The following is a 25,667-nucleotide window of genomic DNA, read 5'->3' on the forward strand; positions in this document are numbered from 1 at the left end:
AGCATCAGTGGACGAGTTCGAAGGCGGGCTGACCGCGCTGTTGCCGCGCCTCCGCCGCTTCGCGCACGGCCTCAGCCGGTCTTCGGCCGATGCGGACGATCTGACGCAGACGGCGGTCGAGCGCGCGCTGAAGGCACGCAGCCAATGGGAACCGGGCACGCGGCTCGATTCCTGGTTGTTCCGCATCGCCCGCAATGCCTGGATCGACACGGTGCGCGGACGCGGCCGGGCGGATCGGGTGCTGGCGCCGGAAGAGGCAGGCGAGGCGGTCGGAATGGACGGGCGCCCGGCGATCGAGGCCAAGGCCGAGATGCATTTCCTCATGCGCGCGCTGGACCGGCTTCCCGACGAGCAGCGCGAGGTTATTGCGCTCGTGATGATCGATGGCATGGCCTATCGCGAGGCGGCCGAGCTGCTCGACCTGCCGATGGGCACGCTGACCAGCAGGCTCGTGCGCGGGCGGCAGGCGCTGCTCAAGATAATGGGAGAGGCGTGCGATGATTGACGACCAGACCTTGCTCGCCTGGATCGACGGCGAGCTCGATGATTTCACCGCCGCGCGCGTCGCCGCCGCGGTGAAGGCCGACCCCACGCTCGCCGCCAAGGCGGAGGCGCATCGCGCGCTCGGCCGACGGCTGGCGGAAGGCTTCCGCCCGTTGCTCGACGAGCCCGTCGCTTTGCCGCCGCGCCGGCCCGCCGCCATCGTCAGCCTCGCCGCCGCCCGGGAGGCGCGTCAGCGCAAGCAGCCGCCCGCCGGCACGCGCCCCTGGATGCGCTACGCCTCGCTCGCCGCGACATTGGTGCTGGGCGTCGCGATCGGATCGCAGCTCACGACCAATGGCGAGGTCAGGACAAGGGACGGCGTGATGGTGGCGGACGGCCTGCTCGCCCGCGCGCTGGACGAAAAGCTTTCCGGGCAGGATGGCCGCATCCGCGTGGCGCTCAGCTTCCGCGACAAGGCGGGCGATTATTGCCGCAGCTTCGATGCGGAGCGTTTGTCCGGCGTCGCCTGCCGCACCGGTGGCGCATGGCAGATGCGCGCCACGACGATGCGGGCCGCCCCGGCGCAGACGGGCGAATATCGCATGGCCTCGGCGGGAGATCCGGCAATCCTCTCGACGGTCGAAAGGCTGATCGCAGGCGATCCGCTCGACGCTGCTACCGAGCGCGCCGCCCGCGACCGGAAATGGGCCCGCTGACGGATCAGCCGGCGCCGCCGATCACCCGCGCGAAGGCCGCCGGATCGACATTGCTGCCGGACGCCACGACGAGCGTGGTCGCGCCATCCGCCGCGACCTTGCCCGCGAGCAGCGCCGCCAGCGCCACCGCGCCGCCCGGCTCGACGACCAGTCCGAGCGAATAGGCATAGCGCATCGCCGCCCTGACCTCGGCCTCGCTGACCGACAGGCCCCGGGCACCCGCCTGATGGAGCGCGCCGAAGGTGATTTCGGCGACGCGGGTCGTCTGAAGCGCGTCGCAGGCCGTCGCGGGCGCAGCGGGCTCGACGGGAACGATCCGGCCCAGCTTCAGCGATCGTCCCATATCGTCCCAGCCTTCGGGCTCGACGATGATGATCTCGGCATCCGGCAGGGCGAGCGAGATGCCGGCAGCCAGCCCGCCGCCGCCGCAGGGCACCACCACGCGCGCGATCGGCGCGCCATATTGCCGCTCGGCCTCCAGCCCGACCGTCCCCTGCCCTTCGACCACATCGACATCGTCGAACGAGGGCAGCAGCACGGCGCCGCGCTCCTCCGCGAGTCGCGCCGCAATCGCCTCGCGGCTTTCGGTCGCCCGGTCATAGGGGATGATCTCCGCGCCCAGCGCGGCGGTCGCCTCCAGCTTCACGCGCGGCGCATCGGCGGGCATCACGATCGCCGCCGGCATGCCCAGCAGCCGCGCCGCCCGCGCCACGCCCTGCGCATGATTGCCCGAGGAGAAGGCGACGACTCCCCGCGCCCGATCGGCCGGCGCGACCTGCGCCAGGCGGTTATAGGCGCCGCGCAGCTTGAAGGCGCCGCCCAGCTGGAGCGATTCGGCTTTCAGTGCGATTCCCCCGCCCAGTTCGGGCAGCGACAGCAGCGGCGTTACCCGGGGAATATCTCCCAAGCGTTCCGCAGCTGCCAATATCCCGTTGCGCGAAGGCGCCCGAAAAGCCCGATTTATCGTCAATTTCATCTCCATCCGTCTTGGCTGGAGCCTCGTCGCGAAACAGGCGCTTCATTGCAACTTTACAGTCATGAAAGCCGATCCTATATCGCGCCTCCGCTGCCCCATGGGGACTTCCAACCGCAAGGCAGCTTTTGTCCCGAGAACATGACTGTTGGAGGTCCCTTGAGTTGCTCAAGCATCATAGCGCGCTGGGGCTAGCGAACGCCCTTCGTCCGGTTCAGCCGGTCACGATCATTCGCCCGCACGCGGCACGTCGCGCCGCCCGATTCTTCGTCGAGAAGTTTCAGGGTCGGTCGATCTATGCCGTGAAGGCCAATCCGTCGCCCGAGCTCATCACGCTCCTCTGGGAAAGCGGGATCACGCATTTCGACGTGGCCTCGATCGCCGAGGTGCGTCTGGTGTCCCGCCTGCTGCCGGACGCGACGCTCTGCTTCATGCATCCGGTGAAAGCCGAGGAGGCGATCGAGGAAGCCTATTTCACGCATGGCGTCCGCATCTTCTCGCTCGACACGATCGAGGAGCTGGAGAAGATCCTGCGCGCGACGAAGAATGCGAGCGATCTCACGCTGTGCGTGCGGCTGCGCGTGTCCTCCGATCATTCGAAGCTCAGCCTCGCCTCCAAGTTCGGCGCCGCGCCCCATGAGGCGAAGGAGCTGCTGTTCGCCGCCCGCCAGGCGGCCGACGCGCTCGGCATCTGCTTCCATGTCGGCAGCCAGGCGATGAGCCCGGCGGCCTATGTGCAGGCGCTCTCCCATGTCCGCGCGGCGATCGTCGACGCGGCCGTCACCGTGGACGTGATCGATGTCGGCGGTGGCTTCCCGTCAATCTATCCGGGCATGGAGCCGCCGCCGATGGAAGCCTATTTCAAGGCGATCCACGAGGCGTTCGAAAATCTGCCGGTCAGCTATTCCGCGGAGCTGTGGGCCGAGCCCGGCCGCGCGCTCTCGGCCGAATATGCGAGCCTGCTGGTGCGCGTCGAAAAACGCCGGGGCGATCAACTCTACATCAATGACGGCGCCTATGGCGCGCTGTTCGATGCGGCGCATGTCGGCTGGCGTTTCCCGGTGTCGCTCGTCCGCGGCGAGGAATCCGACGCGAAGGACATGGCCTTCAGCTTCTACGGCCCCACCTGCGACGATATGGATCATATGGCGGGCCCGTTCATGCTGCCGGCGGATACCAGGCCTGGCGACTATATCGAGATCGGCATGCTCGGCGCCTATGGCTGCGCGATGCGCACCGGCTTCAACGGCTTCACCGCCGGCGAGACCGCGATGCTCGACGACGAGCCCATGGCGAGCATCTATCTGAGCGAGGATGAGGACGCGGCGGTTTCGTCGAACGTCATCACGCTGTAAGGCACGAGCCCAATATAACCCGTTATTTCCCGCGAAAAGCGGAACCCATGGATGCGATGACCGCTGAGCAGGTCGGCATCCATGGGTCCGATTTTCGCATCCGCGCAGGAGAATAAAATGGCCGACGCGCCCATCAACGATACCCGGAAAGCAGAGCTTCTCTCGACCACCGTCGAGCATATCGACATCCGCAGCTATGATGCGCGGCCGATCATCGACGCCATGGGCAAGATGAGCTTCACCAGCCGCGATCTCGCCCGCGCCACCGGCATCTACAATCAGATGCTGGCGGACAAGGATTGCACCATCTTCCTCGTGATCGCAGGCTCCACCTCGGCCGGCGGCTGCATGGACGCCTATGCCGAGCTCGTCCGCTCGAACATGGTGGACGGCATCGTCGCGACCGGCGCCTCGATCGTCGACATGGATTTCTTCGAGGGCCTCGGCCACAAACATTATCAGGCGCTCGAGATCCCCGACGACAATACGCTGCGCTCGCTCTACATCGACCGCATCTACGACACCTATATCGACGAGGAGCAGCTCCAGGACTGCGACCACACGATCGGCAAGATCGCGGACTCGCTGGAGCCCAAGGCCTATTCGAGCCGCGCCTTCATCCGCGAGATGGGCAAATATCTCGCCGAGCATGGCAAGAAGGAGAACAGCCTCGTCAAGCTCGCTTATGAGCATGACGTGCCGATCTTCTGCCCGGCCTTCGTCGACAGCTCGGCGGGCTTCGGCCTCGTCAAGCATCAGGTCGATCGCATGAAGGAAGGCAAGCCCTATATGGTGCTCGATGCCATTGCGGACTTCCGCGAGCTGACCGACATCAAGATCAAGGCGGGCACCACCGGCCTGCTGATGATCGGCGGCGGCGTGCCGAAGAACTTCATCCAGGATACGGTCGTCTGCGCCGAGATCCTCGGCCATGACGATGTCGAGATGCACAAATATGCCGTGCAGATCACCGTGGCGGACGTGCGCGACGGCGCCTGCTCCTCCTCCACGCTCAAGGAAGCGGCGAGCTGGGGCAAGGTCGATACCGCGCTCGAACAGATGGTGTTCGCCGAAGCCGGCTCGGTCCTGCCGCTGCTGGCCTCCGACGCCTATCATCGCGGCTATTGGAAGGATCGGCCAAAGCGCGGCTGGGCCAAGCTCTTCGCCTGACCGGTTCGAAGCCCTCTCCCGATCGCGGGAGAGGGCTTTTTCATAGAGCCACTCTGCCTATTGAAGACGAGATTGGACGACCAGATTCGTGTCGCGGATAAAGGCGGAACCGGCCAGAAAGATTTCGTGCGCGAAGCGCGCGGAAGGCGGGCGGCTGCCGAAAGTCGTCATGGTTAGGGATCGATAATCCAAGTTCGAAGGTTCTTCCTGTGCGGGTCGAACGACCCATGGCGCGCCGGGATGATCATCCCATGACGGCGCATAATCGGAGGAACCTATGAAAAGCATGGCTCCCGCACTCGCATTGCTTTTGGCCAGCGGCATCGCATCCGCGCAGATGGCCGCGCCGAAATATCCGCCGGACAGAACCGCCGAGGCGGGCAGGAAGATCGAGAGAAGCAATCCCTATAGCGAGGAACAGGCCAGATCCCTCCTGATGCGGGAGGGATATGGAGACGTGTCGTCCCTGGTGAAGAATGAGAGCGGGATCTGGGAAGGAACCGCCCGGAAGGATGGAGAGACCGTCAATGTCGCGGTGGATTATCAGGGCAAGGTGCTCAGGAAGAACAAATAGAGCGCCAGGACGATCATCCTCGTCCGAAAAGCGGGCCATGGCGGGATCGACGCTGGCCATGGCCCGCCATGGCAGCCATGATGAAAGCCAGCTAAGACGATAGAGGGCCTTTTCTCAATCGATCACCTCGTTCGGATCGACCCCCCAGATATGCGCCGTCCGGATATAGCCCGCCTTGCCCCGCACGTCGAAGCGGCACCAGCCGGCGGCGCATTGATCGATACGCCCGACGACGCCGGGCTCGGCCCGCCACACGATCTTCGCCCCTTCCTCCGGCCTGGCCAGCATCGGGCGGATCTCGCCCGTCACGATCGCCGTCCGACGCGCGCTCAGCAGCGCCACCGCCATCCATCCCTGCACGCCGTCAGGCGACTCGATCCTGCGCCAGCTCTGATGCACCTGCAGCACGCGGATCGGCAGATCGGCGCGCCGATAGCGCCAGACCGCCGGAAAATTTCCGCCCGGGCCCGTACGCATCATCGCATCGCCCGCCGCGATGGACGCCCAATAAGGGACCTCGCGATCCGGCGCAGCCGATGCCTGCGCGGTCCCCGCTATCATTGCCATGACCGCCAACGTCCGAACAAGGACGCGCATTATATTCTCCTGTCAGGATTCTTCGCCAAAGCCGCTCGGCCCGCCCGTCTAGCGCCGCCGCCTTTCCCGCCACAAGCCCGCAGATGCTTGACGCCCGCAAGCCGTCGCGACTAGCCCAGAGGCCATGATCGGCATGAACCGCTCCGCCCATCCGAAAGTCATCGTCACCCGACGGCTGACGCCCGCGATCGAGGCCCGCATGGCGGAGCTGTTCGACGTCGAATTTTCGAAGGATGATCGCCCACTCGATGCCGCGGGGCTGGCCGAGGCGGCGGCGCGCGCCGACGTGCTGGTGCCGACCGTCACCGACCGGATCGATGCTGCGGTCATCGCCGCCGGCGGAGAGAGGCTGAAGCTGATCGCCAATTTCGGCAATGGCGTCGATCATATCGATCTCAAGGCGGCGCGCGCACGCGACATCATCGTCACCAACACGCCTGGCGTGCTGACCGAGGACACCGCCGACATGGCGATGGCGCTGATCCTCTCCGTGCCACGCCGCCTGGCGGAGGGAGAGCGGCTAATCCGCTCGGGCCGCTGGCAGGGCTGGAGCCCCACCGCGATGCTGGGCCGCCGGATCAACGGCAAGACGCTGGGCATCATCGGCATGGGCCGCATCGGCCAGGCCGTGGCGCGCCGCGCGCGCGGCTTCGGGCTGACGATCCGCTATCATAACCGCCGCCGCCTGCCCGCCGTGGTGGAGGAGGAATATGACGCGGTGTGGCGCCCGGATCTGGACGCGATGCTGGAGGAAGTAGATCTCGTCTCGATCCACTGCCCGCACACTGCCGAGACGCACCATCTGCTCGACGCGCATCGCCTCGCCCTACTCGGGCCACAGGCCTATCTCATCAATGTGGCGCGCGGCGACATCGTCGACGAGCGTGCGCTGATCGAGGCACTGGTAACGGGCACGATCGCCGGCGCGGGGCTGGACGTATTCGCGCATGAGCCCGAACTCGATCCGCGCCTGCGCGGCCTGAACAATGTCGTCCTGCTGCCGCACATGGCATCGGCCACGCATGAGGCGCGCGATGCCACGGGCGCCAAGGTCATCGCCAATATCAAGGTCTGGACGGATGGTCACAGGCCGCCCGATCAAGTTCTCGAAGGCTGGGCCTGATCGCCCCTTTACCGCGTCGAGGCGAATAGTGGATTAGGAACCGTTACGGCTTTCCACCGTTTTCATGCGCCTGTTGCAATCAAAGGGAATCCGTAATGAAGCATAAGGGAATCATTGCCGGCGCCATCGGCCTGTCGCTTGGCCTCGCCGGCCCGGCCTATGCGCAGAATACGGAGCAGATGCTGAAGGGTACTGCGATCGGCGCAGGCGCGGGCGCGCTCGTCGGCGCGGTCGTCCCGGGCGTCTCGACCGGCAATGGCGCCCTGATCGGTGCGGCCGGCGGCGCGGCCTATACCGCGCTGAAGAAGAACAAGCGCTATTATCGCGACAGCCGCGGCCGCCAATATTATCTGAACAAGGACGGACAGCGCGTCTATCGCCGCTGATCTTTGGCATGAGGGCGCATCTTCGGATGCGTCCTTCTTCCGTGCCTTGATGGTCGGAGAGAGGGTGACCGGGACGCGCGTGGGTTCGTGGAGACGAGCGCCCCGATCGGCATGGTGATAGCCGCCCTTCCCATCGCGCCGCATCACCAAGATGGGTGATAATGGATCAAGATAGGCGATAATGGATTAATCTACCAACGGGGGAAGCGCATGGACGAGATGCGCGATCTCGGTCTGGCGGCTCCGACCGATCTTCGCCGCCATCGTCTTCACCTGATAGCGAATCGTATTGGTGGACGTGCCCCGCCGCTCCGCCATCTCGGCAACCGAGAGGCCATCGGCGATCATCAGGGAGATATCCGCCTCCGCGGCCGTCAGGCCGTAAAGCGCACGGAGCCGGGCCGCGACCGAAGGGTCCGGGCCCGCATTCTGCACGAGCAGCAGCGCCTGCCGCCGCCCATCGGGCCCAAGCAAAGGCGCCACCGTGACGAACAGCGTTCCCCCATGCAGCAAGGGGATTGCGACGGCCTGCGCCTCGGGCTGGCGGGCCGCCGTCGCGCGCTGCACGGCGGCCCGCAGCGCCTCGCCCTGGCCATTGCGCGCGACGACCTGCCCCTCGCGAACCCCAAGCCCCGTCGCGGATGCCAAAAGCCGCTCGCCTGCCGCATTGGCATGGACCAGCCTGCCGCCGCTATCGACCGCGATCGTGGCCAGCGAAACGGCATCGAGAATATTGCCCATCTGCGCCTTGGCATGGGCGGCGGCCTCGATGCGCCCGCGCACCTTCAGGAGACGGCGCAGATGCGGCACCTGTTCTTCGAGCATCGCGGCCTCCCATCGATCGAAGCGCGGCTGATGCCGCCCCCGATGCAGCCCGACCATCCCTTCGCCAAGTCGATCCGACATGGCGATACCGAGGCAATAGAAGCTGTCGTCGTCCGCGGCGCGGATGAACTCATTATAGAATCGGCTGCCGAGCAGCACCGAATCGGGCATCAGATCGCTGCTGTTCAGCACGCGATCGCGCATCTCCGGCCTGTCCACCATTTGCGCCCAGACATCATCCTGCACGAAATCGCGAATATAGCGGTCGACCATGTCGGCCGGAATATAATCGGAAAATCCGAGCATGGCGGCGCTGCCGTCCCGATGGCGCCATTGGATCGTGGAGGAGCGCGCGCCTATCGAGCGGGCGAGCAGCTCCGGCAGCGCCGCAAAGGCTTCGTCATCCAGAAGGGCATCATAGATCTGCTCGCTCCGGAGCGGACCCGCGGCGTCATAAGGCATGTCTCCGTTCCCCAAACGGCTGCCAAGATGGTACGCGCAGCGCTCCCGGCGCCCATTTACCCGATCGTCAGGCCGCCTTGGGCGCCTTCCGCTCGATCAGATCATAGGCCTTCTTGTACCAATCGGAACCCGGATAATTGGCGCCGAGCACGGCAGCCGCCTTGCGTGCCTCATTGGGCACACCCAGCGCCAGATAGGATTCGGTGAGCCGCATCAGCGCCTCGGGCACATGGCTCGTCGTATCATAATCCTCGACCACCTTGCGGAAGCGGATCACGGAGGCGAGCCAGTCGCTGCGGCGCTGGTAGAAACGCCCAATCTCCATCTCCTTGCCGGCGAGATGATCGCGGATGAGGTCCGTCTTGACGCGGGCGTCGGCGGCATAGCGCGTGTCGGGATAGCGGCGGATCAGCTCGCCCATCGCATCGAGCGCCTGCTGCGTGATCTTCTGATCGCGCGTGACGTCCGTGATCTGCTCATAATAATCGATCGCGATCAGATAGAGGGCGTAGGGCGCATCCTTGTTGCCGGGATGGATCGCCAGGAAACGCTGCGCCGACTGGATCGATTCGGGATATTGATGCGCCAGATAATAGCTGAACGCGCTCATCAGCTGCGCCCGGCGCGCCCATTCGGAATAGGGATGCTGCCGCTCCACCTCGTCGAACAGCGCGGCGGCAAGCTTATATTGGCCGCGATCGAGCCGATCCTTCGCCGCATTGTAGAGCGTGTCCACGTCGCGCGCGACATAGCGGGTATCCGCCTTGTTCCTCGAATTCGTCGCGCAACCGGCAAGCGGCACGACGAGGGCGGCGGCGATCATCAGGGCGATCGGGCGAAAGGCGGGACGCGACATGGGGGCGTTCTTAACCGAGCCGAACGGCCCCGCCAAGCGCGATCCCATGCCGAGCCGCCGCTTCAGGCATAGGCGATCAATCGGCCGAGCGCGGCCGCGGCCAGCCAGAGCGCGACCGATCCCCCTGCCATCGCCCGGCCCAGCGCCGGCGGGCGGCTGTCCCAATCGGCCAGGCAGCCCTGCCAGAAAATGCGGAAGGCGACCGCATTGGCGAGCGCGACAGCGATCAGCATGATCTTCCAGCGAAAGGCCCCGGACAGGATAAGCGAACGCGCATCGGCCGCGAACAGGACCGAACTGCTGCCTACCAGAAGCATTATGCCGAGGATCGCGACGGGCGTCAGGATACGTGACAGGGCCTCCGCCGGCAGAGTGCGGAACAGCCCGGCCAGGCGCAGGTCGAGCAGCCCGATCCCGCCGACGAGCAGCACCAGCCCCAGCAGATGGATCAGGTTCGCGACCGGATAGGCATAGGCCGATCCGCGCGCCCAATGGCCGAAATCCGAAGCTTCGATCGCGGCGGCGGCGCCCGCCAGCGCGTCCCACATGCTCAGCGCAGTTCCACCGTCTTGCCGTCCACGGTCACGCGCTCGATCCGCATCTCGGGCGTGCCGTCGCTGCGGGGATAGCCGACGAGCGTCACCTGCTTGCCCGGCCCCAGCATCGCCGGGGTAAGCCCCCGCGCCTCCATCCGGGCAACGGGCGCCAGCACGATCGTCCAGACCTGCTTGTTATAGGCGACCTTGGCGGAACCGTGCGGATTGCTCCAGGAAAGATCGGTCAGCGGCGCGGTGATCCGGATGACCTTCGTGGCGTCGTACGAGCTCCAGCCATGGTGAGCCAAGGCGGCGCTAGGCAGCAACAATGCGGCGCAGATAGCCGTGAAGTGACGGCGATACATCGGCCTTCTCCTCTTGTCTGAAGCCTATACGCTCCAGCCGGCCGTCCTATCCGCAGATTATCCCCGGTAAGGCAGCAGCGCGCCCACGATCCAGCGCCCCTCGCCGCGCAGCATCCCCCAGGCGCGTGCGGCGGCCCGGCTGTCCATCGGCTCGACGCCGATCCCCTGTCCCTCCAGCGCGGCGACGAAGCCGGCCGAAGGGCGGCGCAGCGTCGCGCCCGTGCCGAGCAACAGAAATTCCGGCGGCGGAAGCTGCGCGAGCAGATCGGCGACATGCTCGGCGGTCAGCGCGTCGAGCGCCGGCGCCTTCCAGCCGCGCGCCCAATCGGGCGCGAGCAGCAAGCCATCCGCATGGATCCTGTCGCCGATCCTGAAGCCGCCGCCGACAAAACCCTGGACGACCGGACCGGCGGGCGCCGTATCGCGATCGAGCTTGGCCATCAGGCCCCCGGCCGCTCCCGCCGGCCGCCGCGCTCGGCGCCGCTTGTCGTCTCGGCAGGCACGAAGCTCTGCGAGCTGACGCGGAGCCAGATCAGGATCGGCGCGCCGACATAGATTGAGGAGAAGGTGCCGACGAAGATGCCGAGCAGCATCGCCGCGGTGAAGCCGAACAGCACGTCGCCGCCAAAGGCCAGCAGCGCGCCGAGCGCGATCACCATCGACAGCGAGGTGACGATCGTGCGCGACAGCGTCTCGTTGACCGAAAGATTGAGCAGCGAGGTGATGTCCATCTTGCGCCATTTGCGCAGATTTTCGCGGATGCGGTCATAGACCACGATCGTGTCGTTCAGCGAATAACCGACGATGGTGAGGATCGCGGCCACCACGTTCAGATTGAATTCGAGCTGGGTGAGCGCGAAGAAGCCCATCGTCAGCACGACGTCGTGGAACAAGGCGAAGAGCGCGCCTACGCCGAACTGCCATTCGAAGCGGATCCAGATATAGATAGCGATCGCGAGCATCGCCAAACCGATCGCCAGCGCGCCCGTCCGGATGAGCTCGCCCGAAACCTTGCCGGAAACCGTCTCGACCGCATCGAAGCGCGCATCGGGATGGGCTGCCATGATCGCGCGCTTGACCGAATCCGCCGCCCGGTTGGCGGCCTCCTCGCCGCCCTCGGGCAAGGGCAGGCGGATCGAAACGTCGCGCGGGGAACCGAACTGCTGGATCGTCGCCTCGCCCAGGCCCAGAGGCTCGATGGACGAGCGCAGCTCGTCGATCTCGACCGGCTGCTGGAAGGAGGCGCGGATCAACTGGCCGCCCTCGAAATCGATCCCGAAATTGAGCCCGCGAACCGCCACGAGCGCGACCGAGGCGATGATCAGGGCAATCGACAGGCCCATCGCCCAGAAGCGCCACTTCAGGAAATCGATGTTGGTATTGTCGGGAACGAGCTTCAGGAGACGCATGGCGCTGCCTCAATAAAAAAGGACATCAGGGCGCATCAGATCAGCAGTGCTGCCGGACGACGGCGCTTGAGCCAGCGGGCGACGACCAGGCGCGTGACCGTGACGGCGGTGAAGACCGAGGTGACGATGCCGATCATCAGCACCACCGCGAAACCGCGAATCGGCCCCGATCCGAAATAGAACATCAGCACCGCGGCGATCACATTGGTGATGTTCGCATCGAAGATCGCGCGGCTGGCTTCCTTATAGCCGAGCTCGACCGACTGGATGATGCTGCGCCCGCGCCGCAATTCCTCGCGGATGCGCTCGTTGATGAGCACGTTCGCGTCCACCGCCGCGCCGATCGTCAGCACGAAACCGGCAATGCCCGGCAGCGTCAGCGTCGCATTGAACAGCGCCATCACGCCCAGGATCAGGAGGATGTTCAGGACCAGCGCGAGCGTGGCGTAGAGGCCGAAGCGCCCATAAGTGAGCAGCATGAAGGCGATGACGGCGGTCGTCGCGATGATGCTGGCGATGGCGCCCGCGCGGATCGAATCGGCACCGAGATCGGGGCCGACGGTGCGCTCCTCGATCACCTTGAGCGCCACCGGCAGCTTGCCCGAACGCAGCGCGATGGCGAGCTGATTGGCGCTGTCCACGGTGAAGTTGCCGGAGATCTGCGCCTGTCCGCCCAGGATCGGCTCATTGATGTTGGGCGCCGAGATCACCTGATTGTCGAGGATGATGGCGAAGGGCTTGCCGACATTTTCCTGCGTCACGCGCGCGAAGCGGCGGCCGCCCTGGCTGTCGAAGGTGATGGAAACGACCGGCGTATTATTCTGGTCGTAACCCTGCCGGGCATCGATCAGCTGATCGCCCGTCAGGATCGCGCGGCGCTGCACCGCGATCACCGGAGCGCCGGCGGGATTGGTCGGATAGGCGAGCACCTGGCTACCCGCCGGCGCGCGGCCCTGCGCCACCTGCGCGGGATCGGCGGACAGGTCGACCAGCTTGAATTCCAGCTTGGCGGTCTTGCCGAGCAGCGCCTTGAGCGCCTGCGGATCCTGAAGGCCCGGCACCTGGACGACGATGCGGTCGCTGCCCTGGCGGATGATGGTAGGCTCGCGCGTGCCGAGCTCGTCGATGCGCTTGCGCACCACTTCGGTCGCGACCTGCATCGCGCTGTCGACCGAGGCGGCAAGGCCGGATTCGGTCGGCGTCATCACGATGCGGGTGGAATCGACCACCGCGACATTCCAGTCGCGCTGGCCGGTCATGCCGCTCGGCTGGGTCAGCGTGCGGATGCGCTCCACGGCGGCGTCGAGCTGGCGGATGTCCCGCACGAAGAAGGACAGGCGACCGCCCGAAGTGGAGATATCGCCTATGTCGATGCGCGGATCGCCGCGCCGCATCTCGGTGCGAACCTGCTCCTCCATCTGGGAGAGCCGCTGCTTGGAGACGTCGGCGGTATCCGCCTCGAGCAGGATATGGCTGCCGCCCGAAAGATCGAGGCCCAGATTGATGCGCGGCATCGCGCCCAGGCCGAGGCGGCTCGCCATGGCGTCGGGCATCAGGCTCGGGACCGCGAAGATGATGCCGACGACGAGCGTCAGCAGGATCGACCAGACCTTCCAGCGCGGAAAATCGAGCATCGCGGCGTCAGTCGTTCGCAGGCTTGCCGGAGCCGGCGGGCTGAACGTCGCTGAGCGTCGACTTGACGACCTTCACGCGCACGTTCGGCGCGATCTCGACCTCAACCTCATGCTCGTCGACGCGCGTGGCCTTGCCGATCAGGCCGCCGCCGGTGACGACCGTGTCATTCTTCTTCACCGCGTCCACCTTGGCGCGATGATCCTTCATCCGCTTCTGCTGCGGGCGGATGAGCAGGAAATAGAAGATGACGAAGATGAAGACGAGCGGCAGAAACTGCAGGAAAGCAGCGGCTCCGCCGGCCGGCGCGCCGCCGGCTGCCTGGGCATATGCGGGGGATGCGAACATGAGAGGTGGTGCTTCCCGATCAAAGGCGGCCGAAAATGCGGCCTGCAAAGAAGGCGCGCGCCTATCACGATCGGCCTAGCCCGCGCAACCGCAACGGAAGATCGCATGGCCGCTTGCACAATCGCGCAGACCGCCCTAAAGCGCGCCCCCTAGGTCGGGGCGTAGCGCAGCCTGGTAGCGCATCAGACTGGGGGTCTGGGGGTCGCAGGTTCGAATCCTGTCGCCCCGACCAAGGAATTTCCCCCATTTGGCGAGGAGCGGCGAAACGCCGCCTCGTCATGCTGAACTTGTTTCAGCATCCACCCCGCATCCCACCCACGGGACTCATGCTGCGGTGAACGGCTGAAACAGATTTACCACGAGATACTCAGATCCGATCGAATCCCAGGCCCATCGCCAGATCCAGCCAATCGGGATTGTCCCGTTCGATCAGGTTCAGCTTCCACTCACGGCGCCAACGCTTGAGCTTCTCCCGCTGGCGAGAATATAGACGCATGGTTGCCGGTCCATCGCATATCGCGATAGCATGGTGCTTTCGGCGCAGTAGATGCTGAAACAAGTTCAGCATGACCGACAGGTCAGAAGGCCGCTTCGTCGAGCGCCATCATCGATTCCTTCCCCGCCTTTATCGCCATGAACAAGGCCATGGTCCCGGGCAGGATGCGATCGAAGAAGAAGGCGGCCGTATCGAGCTTGGCCTTGTAGAAAGGGGATTCGGGATCGCCTCCCTCCAGCTTCTCCACGGCGATCAGCGCCGCCTTGGCGAAGACATGGCCCATCGCCACCAGGCCGATCAGCCGCAGATAGTCGGTACCGGCGGCACCCGCTTCTTCGGGATCCTTCATTCCCTTCCGCGCGATCGTCGCGGTCGCGAGCTGGAGCGCGCCGAACGCCTGGCCCAGCGCCTGCACCATCCCGCCCAGCTTCGGATGCTGCCCGTTCGCCTCGATGAAGTTCGAGACGGGATGGAAAAAGGCGCGCAGATAGCGTCCATAATGTGCGCCGAGCTTGCGGCCGACCAGATCGAGCGCCTGGATGCCGTTGGTGCCCTCATAGATCATCGCGATGCGCGCGTCGCGGACATGCTGCTCCATGCCATGCTCGCGAATATAGCCATGGCCGCCATAGACCTGCACGCCGAGATTGGCCGTCTCGAAGCCGAGATCGGTGAACAGCGCCTTCACCACGGGCGTCATCAGCGCGACGAAATCGCCGGCGCGCCTGACGGTCTCGGCATCCGCCGAATGCCGTTCGGCATCGATCGCGCGCGCGACCCAGCCGGCGATCGCACGGCAGCCCTCATTATAGGCGCGCATCGTCATCAGCATGCGCCGCACGTCGGGATGGACGATGATCGGATCGGCGGGAAGATCGGGGCGCCTGGATCCGGCAAGCGAACGGCCCTGCAGCCGATCCCGGGCATAGGCGACCGCGCCCTGATAGGCCGCCTCCCCCAGCCCCAGCCCCTGAATGCCGACCGAGACGCGCTCGCTGTTCATCATGGTGAACATGGCTTCCATGCCCTTATGGGGCCGGCCCAGCAGCCAGCCGGTCGAATCGTCGAAATCGAGCTGGCAGGTGGCGGATGCCTTGATGCCCATCTTATGCTCGATATTGGCGCAGGAGACGCCGTTGGACGGCCCGAGCGATCCATCGGCATTGGGCAGATATTTGGGCACGAGAAACATGCTGATGCCCTTCACGCCCGCCGGCGCGTCGGGCAACCTGGCGAGGACGAGATGGACGATATTCTCGGTCAGGTCATGCTCGCCCGCCGAGATGAAGATCTTGGAGCCCGTGACCCCATAGCTGCCGTCCTGCCGCGGCACCGCGCGCGTGCGCAGCAGGCCGAGATCGGTGCCGCACTGCGCCTCGGTGAGACACATTGTGCCGGACCATCTGCCTTCCACCAGCTTGGGCAGATAGGCGTTCTTCAGATCCTCCGTGCCATAGCCCTCGATCGCGATGGTCGCGCCACGGGTCAGGCCGGGATAGAGGCTGAAGGAGACGTTCGCCGCACAGATCATCTCCTCGAACAGCTTGTTGACCGCCTCGGGCAAGCCCTGCCCGCCATATCGGGGATCGGCGGCGAGCGCACACCAGCCGCCTTCCCGGAAACGATCATAGGCCTCCCTGAAGCCGGCCGGCGTCCGCACCACGCCATTTTCGATGCGGCAGCCTTCAATGTCGCCGCTGGCATTGATCGGCAGCAGCACTTCGGAGGCGAGCCTGCCCGCCTCCTCCAGCACGGCATCGAGCAGATCGGGAGTGAATTGCTCGAAGCGGGCGAGCCCGCCAAAGCCGTCGTCCCGATGGAGTTCGTGAAGCACGAAGCGCATGTCGCGCAGCGGAGCCTGATAGAGCTGCATTGTCCCTCTCCCGGGGCGGTCCTCCCCTAATTTCTGAGCGGCTTGCCGGTTTCGAGCATATGTTCGATCCGCACCTGGCTGCGGCCGTCGCGGATGCGGGCCATGAAACCCTGCCGTTCGAGCGCGAGCAGCTCCGCCTCGGAAACATCATCCAGCAGATCGGCCGATCCGCCCGACAGCAGCTCCGCCAGCGTATCCGACACGATCAGATCATAGTCGGTCGCGAGGCCCAGCCGGTGGAATCGCTCCGCCGCAAAGCGCAGCGCGACGCGGCCGCTCGCGCCCGGCAGGCGATATTGGGACGCTTCCGGCGGCACATAGCCCTCGGCCAGCGACAGCGCCTTCGCCTTGGCGTCGGCGAGCAGGCGATCGCGGTTCATCGTGATCCCGTCCCTATCGCGCAGGAATAGATAGTCCCTCGCCTCGGCCGCCGATTTGGAGACGGTCGCGGTGCCGACGATCTCGAATATCCTGGCGACAGAAGGCATCGGCCCCTTGGGCAAGCGGCCTGAATGCGTCCAGCGATCGATCATCTCGCCGCAGCCGCCCCAGGCGGGGATCAGCCCCACGCCCGTTTCAACCAGCCCGATATAGGTTTCGGCATGGGCCTGCACCGCATCCGCATGGAGCAATATCTCGCAGCCGCCGCCAAGCGCCATCCCCGCGGGCGCGGCAACCACCGGGAAAGGCGCATATTTGAGCGCCTTGTAAGCCTGCTGCCCGGCTGCCACGAGCTTCTCTATCTCGCCCCAAGCGGCGATGTTCACCGCGAACAGGGCAAAGCCGAGATTGGCGCCGGCCGAGAAATTCCGCGCGTCGCTATAGATGATGAGCGCCTTATGGTGTCGCTGGACCAGCGGGATGGCCTTGGCGATCAGCTCCATCACATCGCTATCGAGCGCATTCATCTTGCCGGTGAATTCCAGCGCCGTGACGCCGTCGCCAATGTTCCACAGCGCCGCCGAGCCATTTTTCAGCAGCGGCTGCGAACCGAGCTTGATATCCTCCAGCAGCAGCACGCCCTCGGAACGGACGATGTCATGATATTCGCCGTCGAGCCCGAAATATTGGCGCCGGCCATTTTCGACGCGGTACAGGCTGCGCTCGCCGGCAAGCTTCAGCAGCGCGGGCACCGCACTTCCCTCCTGTTCCAGCCGCCGGACGAAATTGGCCGTGCCAAGCTGGTCGATCAGCTCGAAGGGACCGAATTTCCAGTTGTAGCCGAGCTTCATCGCATCATCGATCGCGACAATGTCCTCGGCCACCTCCGGCACCAGCGCCGCCGCATAGCCGAGCGTCCGGCCGAGCAGGCCCCACGCGAATTCGCCAATTTTACCTTTGGTCGCGACAAGCGCAGCGAGATCGCCTTTGGGCGGAACGGACTTGATCTCGGGCCGATATTCGCCCGTCACCAGGTCGATCACTTCCCTGACCCCGCCTTTTTCCCGGTTGATCCGGTAAAATCCGCCCTTGCCCTTCCGGCCGATATGGCCCTCCGCGATCATCTTCTCGACCAGCTGCAGGGTGCGCAGCGAGGCGTGGAAGGGATCGTCCGGGGCGAGGCTCGATCCGAGGCTTTTCTGGAGGAGCGGCATCAGATCCAGCCCCACCAGATCGATCAGGCCGAATATCCCCGTCTTGGGCACGCCCATCGGCCGGCCGCCGATCGCGTCCGCCTCCTCCACGGTCAGGCCCAAATCCATCGCGGCATTGACCGCCACCTGAATCCAATAGGTGCCGATGCGATTGGCGATGAAGCCGGGCCTGTCCTTCGCATGGACGATCCGCTTGCCCATCGCCCGGTCCGCGAACGCCTCGACCTTCGCGGCGACTTCGGGGCGGGTCTTGGGGCCGCTGACGACCTCCAGCAGCCGCATATAGCGCGGCGGATTGAAGAAATGGGTGATGAGGAAATCGGCGACGAACGCCTCCGACCGCCCCTCGACCAATTTCGCCAGCGGGATGGTGGAGGTGTTGGACGAAATCGCGCTGCCCGGGCGGCGGACCGTTTCCAGCCTGGCATAGAGCGATTGCTTGACGTCCAGCCGCTCGACCACCGCCTCGACGATCCAGTCGCATAGAGCGACCTTGGTGAGATCGTCCTCGATATTGCCGATCTCGACCAGCCCGGCCGCCTGCTTCGACATGAAGGGCGCGGGCTCGGCCTTCACCATTCTCGCCACCGCTTCCCTGGCGATGGCGCTGCGGTCCGGCCCCTCCCCGGCTACATCCAGCAGCAGCACGGGCACACCGGCATTGGCGACCTGCGCCGCTATCCCCGCCCCCATCACGCCCGCGCCGATGACGCAGACCCTTCCGATCCGATCGCCCATCTCATGCACGCTCCAGCACGGTGGCGATGCCCTGCCCGCCGCCGATACATTGGGTGGCGAGCGCATAGCGCCCCCCTTCACGCTTGAGCAGCGCCGCCGCCTTGCCGACGATGCGCGCGCCCGTCGCCCCAAGCGGATGGCCGATCGCGATCGCACCGCCGTCGATATTGACCGTGCCCTCCTTGAGCCCGAGTTCCCGGGCGCAGGCGATGGCCTGCGAGGCGAAGGCCTCGTTCAATTCCACCACGTCGAGCGCCGAAATAGGCACCCTCGCCCGATCAAGCGCCTTTTTGGAGGCCGGGACCGGGCCGATGCCCATAATGTCCGGCGCGCAGCCCGCTATGCTGATGCCGACGATGCGGGCGAATATCTCCAGCCCATTCTCGCGCGCATAATCCTCGCTCGTCACCAGCACCGCCGAAGCGCCGTCGGTGAGCGGCGAGGAGGTGCCGGCCGTCACCGAACCTTCCTTGTCGAAGGCCGGCTTGAGCGCGGCCAGCCCCTCCGCCGTCGTGTCGGGACGGAGCGTGCCATCCTCGCTCACCACGCCCTTCTTCGTCCGGATGGCTATGATCTCGTCCGAAAATCTGCCGGCGGCGCGGGCGGCGGCGGCTTTCTTCTGGCTGGCGAGCGCGAACGCCTCCTGCGCCTCGCGCGTCACCTGATATCGGGACGCGACATTCTCGGCCGTCTCGCCCATGCTCATATAGGCGCCGCCATTCTTGCCCGCGAGCTCGGGATTGGGCAGCGGATTGAAGCCCATCATCGGCACGCGGCTCATGCTCTCCACGCCCGCGCAGATGAAGGCGTCGCCCGCGCCCATCCGGATCTGGCCGGCGGCGATATGGATCGCGCTCATCGAGGAACCGCAGAAGCGGTTCACCGTCATTCCGCCGACCGACAATGGCAGATCGCTCAACAGGCCGATCAGCCGCGCGACATTCAGCCCCTGCTCGCCTTCCGGAAAGGCGCAGCCGACGATCAGATCCTCGATATGCTGCGGCGTCACGCCCGTCCGCTCGATCAGGCCGCGCACCACCTGCGCCGCAAGATCATCGGGGCGCAGCCGGGCGAGATCGCCCTTCCCTGCAAAATGAAAGGGCGAGCGGACATAGCCGGCGACGACGACGTTCCTCATACATCCCTCCTGCGGCCGCGGCGTAATCCGCCGTCAGCGACTTTTCTCTAAGGTGCGATAATTTCCCTATACGTCAACCTGTTTTTGATGCACATTTCCTCCTGTCGAATAATGATCCGACGAACGGCCGGAATCGCCGAAGAGCGATCCGGCAGAGGATGATGGAAGGAATCGCGATGGCCGCGATACTTGCCGCCACAAAGCCGGCGCCTGCCGGCAACAGGACGGAGAAGGCTGCGCCCCCGCCGCTCATCGAACCCCGGCTATTGACCGATCTGCTCGCGCGCGCCGTCGCCGAACATCCCACGCGCATCGCCGTCGATTTTCTGGGCAAACACTGGGCCTATGGCGAAATCGGCCGGCTCGTCCGGCACGCGACGCGGGGCCTGCAGGATATCGGCGTGGGCCCCGGCACGCATTTCGGCCTGTGCCTGCCCAACACGCCCTATTTCGTGATCCTCTATTTCGCAGCTCTCAGCGCTGGCGCGACGATCGTCACCTTCAATCCCCTCCATACGGCGCCGGAACTGCGCCACCAGATCCGGGATTCGGGCAGCACGATCATGGCCGTTCCGGATCTCAAGGCGATCCACGGCAAAATCCTGTCGATCGCGCAGGATAGCGGGATCGAGAAGATCATCGTCTGCCCGATGGCGGATATTTTGCCCCTCGCCAAATCGATCGGCTTCCGCCTGCTCAAGCGCGCGGATCATGCCACGATCCCGCACGACGGCCGCCACATCCCCTTCGACGCGCTCGTCGCGTACCATGCGGCACCCGATCCGGTAAGGCTGTCGCCCGACATGGTGGCCGTGCTGCAATATACGGGCGGCACGACCGGCGTGCCCAAGGGCGCGATGCTGACCCATGCGAACCTGACCGCGAACAGCCGGCAGACGGTGATCCATCTCGGCGGCTGCCCAAAGATGCAGGATCGCGTGCTGGGCGTGCTGCCGCTATTCCACGTCTTCGCGCTCACCACCGTGCTCAACTTCTCGGTGGATACGGCGGCCGAGATGATCCTACTGCCGCGCTTCGATCTGCATCAATTGCTCAAGACGTTCGATCGGACGAAGCCCACTCAGTTCCTCGCCGTTCCCACCATATTGGCCGCGATCAACAGCGTGGCGGCGAAGCGCAGGCCCCATCTCGAATCGCTGCGCTTCGTCGTCTCGGGCGGCGCGCCACTCCCCTTCGACGTGCGCCGCCGGTTCGAGAGGCTGACGGGCTGCCCGGTGGTGGAAGGCTATGGCCTGTCCGAAGCCTCGCCGATCCTCACCTGCAATCCGCTCGCCGGTCCCGTGAAGGATAATAGCGCCGGGCCTGCCTTCCCCGGCACGATCATCGAGATACGCGATCTGGACGACCCCCACCGGTTGCTGCCCCGGGGCGAACGCGGCGAGGTATGCGCGCGCGGGCCGCAGGTCATGAAGGGCTATTGGGGCAAGCCCGAGGAAAGCGAGAAGGCGTTCGTGGATGGGGCGCTGCGCACCGGCGACATCGGCTATCTCGACGAGGAGGGCTATCTATTCCTGGTCGACAGGATCAAGGATGTCATTCTGTGCGGCGGCTATAATGTCTATCCCCGCACCATCGAGGAAGCGCTGTACGAGCATCCGGCGGTTGCGGAGGCGGTGGCGATCGGCATTGACGACAGCTATCGTGGCCAAGTCCCCAAGGCGTTCGTGACACTGCGCGCGGGGCATGATGTGACATCCGGGGCGCTGCACGACTTCCTGGAAAGCCGGCTGTCGAGGATCGAGATGCCCCGCGCGATCGAGATCCGCACGGCACTGCCGAAGACGCTGATCGGCAAGCTATCCAAGAAGGAGCTGGTTGCCGAGGAAAAGGCGAAAAGCGACCGTTGATCGGGCGCAGATCGCGTATATCGGTGCATAGATGGGGCCTTAGTGCGCACCCCGGATCCACGCTGGTTGAAGAGACGGAATGAATGACGGCATCGGCCCTGATCGCTGAACAGCAGATGATGCCCCCGGCGGATTTGCGCGGCATCAATCAGGTCGCGTCCGAACTGGGCGTGACCACGCGTACTATCCGCTTCTATGAGGATAAGGGGCTGGTCGAGCCGCAGCGCGTGGGGATGACGCGCATCTATACGCGGCGCGAATATGCCCGGCTGCAATTGATCCTGCGCGGCAAGCGGCTGGGATTTTCCCTGCGCGAGATCAAGGAGTTTCTCGACCTTTACGACGCCGATTCATTCCATCTCGAACAGACGCGGAAACTCGCCGAGCGCGTGCATGAGCGGTTGACGACGCTCCGGAAGCAGCGCGCCGCGCTGGAACAGACGATCGACGAGCTTGAGGAGATAGAACAGCAGGCGCTCGCCCGCATCAAAAGCCTGCGCTGAACATCGGCAGCTTTAAGGTCCGCAATGGGCGCTCGCTCATGCATAGGCGCCCGCGGAATAGGTCAGCTCATAGCTGTGGCAGCGCCTTTCCCAGCGGATTCCGAGCAGGGCGAGATCAGCCTGATCAGCCCGGGCAGCATCGGCCTCGCGCTCTATCCCCGGCTGCTCGATCTGCAGAAGGCGCATCCGGGCCTGTCCACCCGCCATCGCTTCGCGCCGACCGACAAGGTGGTGGATGCCGTGCTGACCAACCGCTTCGAGCTGGGCCTCGTGACGGTTCGGCCGGACGACCCACGCCTGGCCGTGCGCCAGTTCGCCCGCGAGCCGCTGGAGCTGGTCGTGCCCGCCGGCGAGCAGGCGGCACGCTGGTCCGATCTCGAATGGCTCGGCTTCATCGACCATCCGGACGGCCAGGCCATGGCCAGCCGGCTGCTCCGCGAGCGTTACCCGGGCTGCCCCGGCGTGCGCAGCCTGCCGTGCCGCGGCTTCACCAATCAGATCGGATTGATCCTTGAACCGGTCGCGCGCGGCTTGGGCTTCACCGTGATCCCGCGCTACGCGCGCGAGACCTTTCCTAACCCGACGGCCATTCGGGTCGTCGAGGGCATGCCGGCGATATGGGACACGCTATGGCTGCTGACACGCGCCGAATGGCCGCTCAGCAGCCGGGCGCGGCGGGCCCTGGAGTGGCTGGAAGCCGCCGTTCGCTGAGACGTTGGGCGGTAGCTTCCAAGCCAAGCCTGCCGCCATCGACATACGCCAGCGACGAAGATGCCCGCTTTCAATGGTAAAGCGGATTATAGAAATCGATCAAGCAAGCGGCAAGAATCACCCATTTCGGCCATAGATCCTGCCTTGTCTTAGCCTCATTGCCAGCAGATGCTCGACGGAACCGGTCAGTGCTTGGAGCAAGGCATGTCATGCGCCCTTATGCTGGTTCTTCAGGCGGTGACACCGATATTGGCTGCTCCGAGCACGATAGATTTCGATTTGAAGAAGATCGATCCGACGAAGAGTTGCGGTGGTGGCAGTTCCCGGGAAATCGTCGTTTGCGGTTCCCGTGGAGACGATGAGCGCTACCGGCTTCAACCGCTGCCATCTGGAGATTTCGAGGCCAAACCGATCATCGCCAGAACCGGCGTGATCGATGGCGTGACCGGCGACATGCATGTGGAGAGCAAGACGCTCGGGCCTGGCGTTGTAAGCAACCGCATGATGATAAGGCTTACCAAATCATTTTAGCTTTCACCTGCCCGGCCCATCCGCAGCGATCGGCAACCAGATGCCGATATGAAAAGGGGCGGCCGAAGCCGCCCCTTCTGGATCAAGCCGCCTTGGAAGCGCGCGACGCCTTCTTCCGCTCGTGCGGATCGAGATGGCGCTTGCGCAGGCGGATCGACTTCGGCGTCACCTCGACCAGCTCGTCCTCGTCGATATAGGCGATCGCCTGTTCGAGCGTCAGCCGCCGCGGCGGGGTCAGGCGCAGCGCATCATCCTTGCCCGAGGCGCGGAAGTTGGTGAGCGCCTTGGACTTCAGCGGATTGACCTCGAGATCGTCATTCTTGGCATTTTCGCCGACGATCATGCCCTCATAGACCGGCTCGCCGGGCGAGACCATCAGCACGCCGCGCTCCTCCAGATAGCCGAGCGCATAGCCCACCGCCTCGCCGGTGGAATTGGAGATCAGCACGCCGTTGGGGCGGCCGGAAATGGCGCCCTTATAGGGGCCATATTTCTCGAACAGCCGGTTCATGATGCCCGTGCCGCGCGTATCGGACAGGAATTCGCCGTGATAGCCGATCAGGCCGCGCGACGGCGCGGAGAAGGTGATGCGGGTCTTGCCGCCGCCCGACGGGCGCATGTCGGTCAGCTCCGCCTTCCGGATCGCCATCTTCTCGACGACGGTGCCCGAATGCTCGTCGTCGACGTCGATCACGACCGTCTCATAGGGCTCTTCCCTGCCATTCTCGCCGTCGCGCAGCAGCACGCGCGGACGCGAGATGCTGAGCTCGAAGCCCTCGCGGCGCATCGTCTCGATCAGCACGCCGAGCTGAAGCTCGCCGCGCCCCGCCACTTCGAAACTGTCCTTGTCGGCGGCTTCGGTGATGCGGATGGCGACGTTGGATTCGGCCTCGCGGAACAGGCGGTCGCGGATCATGCGCGACGTGACCTTCGATCCTTCCTTGCCGGCGAACGGGCTGTCGTTCACCGCAAAGCGCATCGAGAGCGTCGGCGGATCGATCGGCTGGGCGGCGATCGGCTCGCTGACGGAGGTGTCGGCGATGGTATTGGCGACGGTCGCCTCGGTCATGCCGGCGAGGCTGATGATGTCGCCCGCCTTGGCTTCCTCCACGGGCACGCGCTCCAGCCCGCGGAAGGCGAGGATCTTGGTCGCGCGGCCCTGCTCGATCACATTGCCCTGGGCATCGAGCGCATGGACCGGCATGTTCATCTTGAGCGTGCCGCTGTCGATCCGGCCGGTCAGGATGCGGCCGAGGAAATTGTCGCGGTCGAGCAAGGTCACGAGAAATTTGAACGGCGCGTCCACGTCCACCGCCGGTGCCGGCACATGATCGACGATCTTCTGGAACAGCGGCTTCAGGTCGCCCTCGCGCGCGTCCGGATCCTCGCTGGCATAGCCGTTGCGGCCCGAGGCGAAGAGCACCGGGAAATCGAGCTGCTCGTCATTCGCCTCGAGATTCACGAACAGGTCGAACACCTCGTCCAGCACTTCCTGGATACGCGCGTCCGAACGGTCGACCTTGTTGACGACGACGATCGGCTTGAGGCCGAGCGCCAGCGCCTTGCCGGTGACGAACTTGGTCTGCGGCATCGCGCCCTCGGCGGAATCGACGAGCAGGATCACGCCGTCGACCATCGAGAGGATACGCTCCACCTCGCCGCCGAAATCGGCGTGGCCGGGCGTGTCGACGATGTTGATGCGCGTGCCCTGCCATTCGACCGAGGTGCACTTGGCCAGAATCGTGATCCCGCGCTCCTTTTCGAGATCGTTCGAATCCATCGCCCGCTCTTCGATCCGCTGATTGTCGCGGTAGGTGCCGGACTGGCGGAAAAGCTGGTCGACCAGCGTGGTCTTGCCATGATCGACGTGCGCGATGATGGCCACGTTGCGGAGGCTCATGAGTCTCTATTGTCCTTGGGAGCGGGAATTGGCCGCGCCCTTAGCCGAAATGTCGCATTGCAACAAGGGCAGCCAGAACTTTCGCCCTCTCCGGCCGTTTCAGGGACGGAAAGGAGACGATCCATGCCCCAGGGCGACAAGAGCAAATATACCGACAAGCAGAAGCGCAAGGCCGAGCATATCGAGCAGAGCTATGAGGAGCGCGGCACGCCCAAGGAGGAAGCCGAGCGCCGCGCCTGGGCGACGGTGAACAAGGAATCGGGCGGCGGCAACAAATCCGGCTCCGGACGCGGCAAGCCCGACACCCATGTCTCCTCGCGCAAGGGCGGGCGGATAGGCGGCCAGGCCTCGGCCAGCCGCAGCGCGGCAGACAGATCGGCGGCGGCGAAGAAGGGTTGGGAAACGCGGCGCAAGAAGGCAGGCGGCTAGGGGCAATCGACATTCATCGTAACCAGATCATGACGGCGGCGAGGTGGGCGAAGCCTGTGAAGTGGACGGTGCGCC

27 protein-coding genes and 1 tRNA gene are annotated in these 25,667 nt (G+C 65.2%); 12 read left to right on the forward strand and 16 right to left on the reverse strand.

Annotated features, from left to right (window positions below):
* Positions 1 to 7 precede the first annotated feature (7 nt).
* On the forward strand, positions 8 to 505 hold the full coding sequence (locus CLG96_RS07495) for an RNA polymerase sigma factor (protein WP_107967221.1): 498 nt from the start codon (positions 8 to 10) through the stop codon (positions 503 to 505).
* Complete coding sequence (locus tag CLG96_RS07500) at positions 498 to 1,199, forward strand: anti-sigma factor (protein WP_107967222.1); 702 nt, start codon at positions 498 to 500, stop codon at positions 1,197 to 1,199. The genes CLG96_RS07495 and CLG96_RS07500 overlap by 8 nt, the downstream gene beginning before the upstream one ends.
* 4 nt (positions 1,200 to 1,203) lie before the next feature.
* Here CLG96_RS07500 and CLG96_RS07505 read toward each other — a convergent pair whose 3' ends face one another.
* Positions 1,204 to 2,181 carry a threonine ammonia-lyase gene (locus CLG96_RS07505; protein ID WP_423828192.1) on the reverse strand — a complete coding sequence of 326 codons (978 nt, stop codon included), beginning with the start codon at positions 2,179 to 2,181 and terminating at the stop codon, positions 1,204 to 1,206.
* Positions 2,182 to 2,336: 155 nt separating this feature from the next.
* Here CLG96_RS07505 and CLG96_RS07510 point away from each other — a divergent pair, with 155 nt between their 5' ends.
* Entirely contained in the window at positions 2,337 to 3,527 is a 1,191-nt protein-coding gene (locus CLG96_RS07510; RefSeq protein WP_107967223.1) for a type III PLP-dependent enzyme, read from the forward strand.
* A 117-nt stretch (positions 3,528 to 3,644) separates the two neighbouring features.
* The gene (locus tag CLG96_RS07515) at positions 3,645 to 4,697 is read left to right on the forward strand and encodes a 1,9-bis(guanidino)-5-aza-nonane synthase (RefSeq protein ID WP_107967299.1); all 1,053 of its coding nucleotides are present in this window, start codon (positions 3,645 to 3,647) and stop codon (positions 4,695 to 4,697) included.
* 57 nt (positions 4,698 to 4,754) lie between these two features.
* Here the strand turns inward: CLG96_RS07515 and CLG96_RS18495 are convergent, their stop codons facing one another.
* Complete coding sequence (locus CLG96_RS18495; RefSeq protein ID WP_133175375.1) at positions 4,755 to 5,099, reverse strand: hypothetical protein; 345 nt, start codon at positions 5,097 to 5,099, stop codon at positions 4,755 to 4,757.
* A 286-nt stretch (positions 5,100 to 5,385) separates the two neighbouring features.
* Positions 5,386 to 5,868, reverse strand: a complete 483-nt coding sequence (locus CLG96_RS07525; RefSeq protein ID WP_107967225.1) for an SH3 domain-containing protein — start codon at positions 5,866 to 5,868, stop codon at positions 5,386 to 5,388.
* Positions 5,869 to 5,992: 124 nt separating this feature from the next.
* Here CLG96_RS07525 and CLG96_RS07530 point away from each other — a divergent pair, with 124 nt between their 5' ends.
* Together CLG96_RS07530 and CLG96_RS07535 are read left to right on the forward strand one after the other, a co-directional pair.
* A complete protein-coding gene (locus tag CLG96_RS07530; RefSeq protein ID WP_107967226.1) occupies positions 5,993 to 6,991 on the forward strand; it encodes a 2-hydroxyacid dehydrogenase in 999 nt (332 codons plus the stop codon).
* 95 nt (positions 6,992 to 7,086) lie between these two features.
* Complete coding sequence (locus CLG96_RS07535; protein WP_107967227.1) at positions 7,087 to 7,377, forward strand: YMGG-like glycine zipper-containing protein; 291 nt, start codon at positions 7,087 to 7,089, stop codon at positions 7,375 to 7,377.
* 186 nt (positions 7,378 to 7,563) lie between these two features.
* On the opposite strand, the gene CLG96_RS07540 is transcribed toward CLG96_RS07535, so the two are convergent.
* The 8 genes from CLG96_RS07540 to yajC all read right to left on the reverse strand — a co-directional run bounded on the left by CLG96_RS07540 (position 7,564) and on the right by yajC (position 13,810).
* Positions 7,564 to 8,664: a helix-turn-helix transcriptional regulator gene (locus tag CLG96_RS07540; RefSeq protein WP_107967228.1), complete on the reverse strand. Its 1,101-nt coding sequence runs from the start codon at positions 8,662 to 8,664 to the stop codon at positions 7,564 to 7,566.
* A 67-nt stretch (positions 8,665 to 8,731) separates the two neighbouring features.
* Positions 8,732 to 9,520: an outer membrane protein assembly factor BamD gene (locus CLG96_RS07545; RefSeq protein WP_107967229.1), complete on the reverse strand. Its 789-nt coding sequence runs from the start codon at positions 9,518 to 9,520 to the stop codon at positions 8,732 to 8,734.
* A gap of 62 nt (positions 9,521 to 9,582) precedes the next feature.
* A complete protein-coding gene (locus tag CLG96_RS07550) occupies positions 9,583 to 10,068 on the reverse strand; it encodes a hypothetical protein (protein WP_107967230.1) in 486 nt (161 codons plus the stop codon).
* A 2-nt stretch (positions 10,069 to 10,070) separates the two neighbouring features.
* Positions 10,071 to 10,421, reverse strand: coding sequence for a DUF6152 family protein (locus CLG96_RS07555; protein WP_107967231.1), 351 nt, complete (start codon positions 10,419 to 10,421; stop codon positions 10,071 to 10,073).
* Between the two features lie 57 nt (positions 10,422 to 10,478).
* The gene (locus CLG96_RS07560; RefSeq protein ID WP_107967232.1) at positions 10,479 to 10,862 is read right to left on the reverse strand and encodes an Mth938-like domain-containing protein; all 384 of its coding nucleotides are present in this window, start codon (positions 10,860 to 10,862) and stop codon (positions 10,479 to 10,481) included.
* Positions 10,862 to 11,830, reverse strand: a complete 969-nt coding sequence (gene secF, locus CLG96_RS07565) for a protein translocase subunit SecF (protein ID WP_107967233.1) — start codon at positions 11,828 to 11,830, stop codon at positions 10,862 to 10,864. Before secF ends, CLG96_RS07560 begins: the two co-directional genes overlap by 1 nt.
* A 35-nt stretch (positions 11,831 to 11,865) precedes the next feature.
* A complete protein-coding gene (gene secD / locus CLG96_RS07570) occupies positions 11,866 to 13,464 on the reverse strand; it encodes a protein translocase subunit SecD (protein ID WP_107967234.1) in 1,599 nt (532 codons plus the stop codon).
* 7 nt (positions 13,465 to 13,471) lie between these two features.
* On the reverse strand, positions 13,472 to 13,810 hold the full coding sequence (gene yajC, locus CLG96_RS07575) for a preprotein translocase subunit YajC (protein WP_107967235.1): 339 nt from the start codon (positions 13,808 to 13,810) through the stop codon (positions 13,472 to 13,474).
* A 155-nt stretch (positions 13,811 to 13,965) separates the two neighbouring features.
* Between yajC and CLG96_RS07580 the strand changes: the two genes are divergently transcribed.
* Positions 13,966 to 14,042: transfer RNA gene (locus CLG96_RS07580), tRNA-Pro, on the forward strand.
* 135 nt (positions 14,043 to 14,177) lie between these two features.
* On the opposite strand, the gene CLG96_RS07585 is transcribed toward CLG96_RS07580, so the two are convergent.
* The 4 genes from CLG96_RS07585 to CLG96_RS07600 form a co-directional block, all read right to left on the reverse strand.
* Positions 14,178 to 14,306, reverse strand: coding sequence for a GIY-YIG nuclease family protein (locus tag CLG96_RS07585; RefSeq protein WP_341476942.1), 129 nt, complete (start codon positions 14,304 to 14,306; stop codon positions 14,178 to 14,180).
* 82 nt (positions 14,307 to 14,388) lie between these two features.
* Positions 14,389 to 16,179, reverse strand: a complete 1,791-nt coding sequence (locus CLG96_RS07590; RefSeq protein WP_107967236.1) for an acyl-CoA dehydrogenase C-terminal domain-containing protein — start codon at positions 16,177 to 16,179, stop codon at positions 14,389 to 14,391.
* 26 nt (positions 16,180 to 16,205) lie between these two features.
* On the reverse strand, positions 16,206 to 18,512 hold the full coding sequence (locus tag CLG96_RS07595) for a 3-hydroxyacyl-CoA dehydrogenase/enoyl-CoA hydratase family protein (RefSeq protein WP_107967237.1): 2,307 nt from the start codon (positions 18,510 to 18,512) through the stop codon (positions 16,206 to 16,208).
* Between the two features lies 1 nt (position 18,513).
* The gene (locus CLG96_RS07600; protein WP_107967238.1) at positions 18,514 to 19,650 is read right to left on the reverse strand and encodes a thiolase family protein; all 1,137 of its coding nucleotides are present in this window, start codon (positions 19,648 to 19,650) and stop codon (positions 18,514 to 18,516) included.
* A gap of 176 nt (positions 19,651 to 19,826) precedes the next feature.
* Between CLG96_RS07600 and CLG96_RS07605 the strand changes: the two genes are divergently transcribed.
* From CLG96_RS07605 to CLG96_RS07620, 4 genes are all read left to right on the forward strand, one after another.
* Positions 19,827 to 21,518, forward strand: coding sequence for a long-chain-fatty-acid--CoA ligase (locus tag CLG96_RS07605; protein WP_207796622.1), 1,692 nt, complete (start codon positions 19,827 to 19,829; stop codon positions 21,516 to 21,518).
* Positions 21,519 to 21,601: 83 nt separating this feature from the next.
* Positions 21,602 to 22,021, forward strand: coding sequence for a MerR family transcriptional regulator (locus tag CLG96_RS07610; RefSeq protein WP_107967240.1), 420 nt, complete (start codon positions 21,602 to 21,604; stop codon positions 22,019 to 22,021).
* Positions 22,022 to 22,096: 75 nt separating this feature from the next.
* Entirely contained in the window at positions 22,097 to 22,732 is a 636-nt protein-coding gene (locus CLG96_RS07615; RefSeq protein ID WP_207796623.1) for a substrate-binding domain-containing protein, read from the forward strand.
* Between the two features lie 279 nt (positions 22,733 to 23,011).
* Positions 23,012 to 23,263 (forward strand): hypothetical protein, encoded by a 252-nt coding sequence (locus CLG96_RS07620; protein WP_165799582.1) that lies wholly within the window; start codon positions 23,012 to 23,014, stop codon positions 23,261 to 23,263.
* Positions 23,264 to 23,345: 82 nt separating this feature from the next.
* On the opposite strand, the gene typA is transcribed toward CLG96_RS07620, so the two are convergent.
* On the reverse strand, positions 23,346 to 25,163 hold the full coding sequence (typA, locus tag CLG96_RS07625) for a translational GTPase TypA (RefSeq protein ID WP_107967243.1): 1,818 nt from the start codon (positions 25,161 to 25,163) through the stop codon (positions 23,346 to 23,348).
* 123 nt (positions 25,164 to 25,286) lie between these two features.
* Here typA and CLG96_RS07630 point away from each other — a divergent pair, with 123 nt between their 5' ends.
* Positions 25,287 to 25,592 (forward strand): plasmid stabilization protein, encoded by a 306-nt coding sequence (locus CLG96_RS07630; protein WP_107967244.1) that lies wholly within the window; start codon positions 25,287 to 25,289, stop codon positions 25,590 to 25,592.
* Positions 25,593 to 25,667: the final 75 nt, after the last annotated feature.

The organism is Sphingomonas oleivorans, from assembly GCF_003050615.1.
Classification (GTDB): Bacteria; Pseudomonadota; Alphaproteobacteria; order Sphingomonadales; family Sphingomonadaceae; genus Sphingomonas_H; species Sphingomonas_H oleivorans.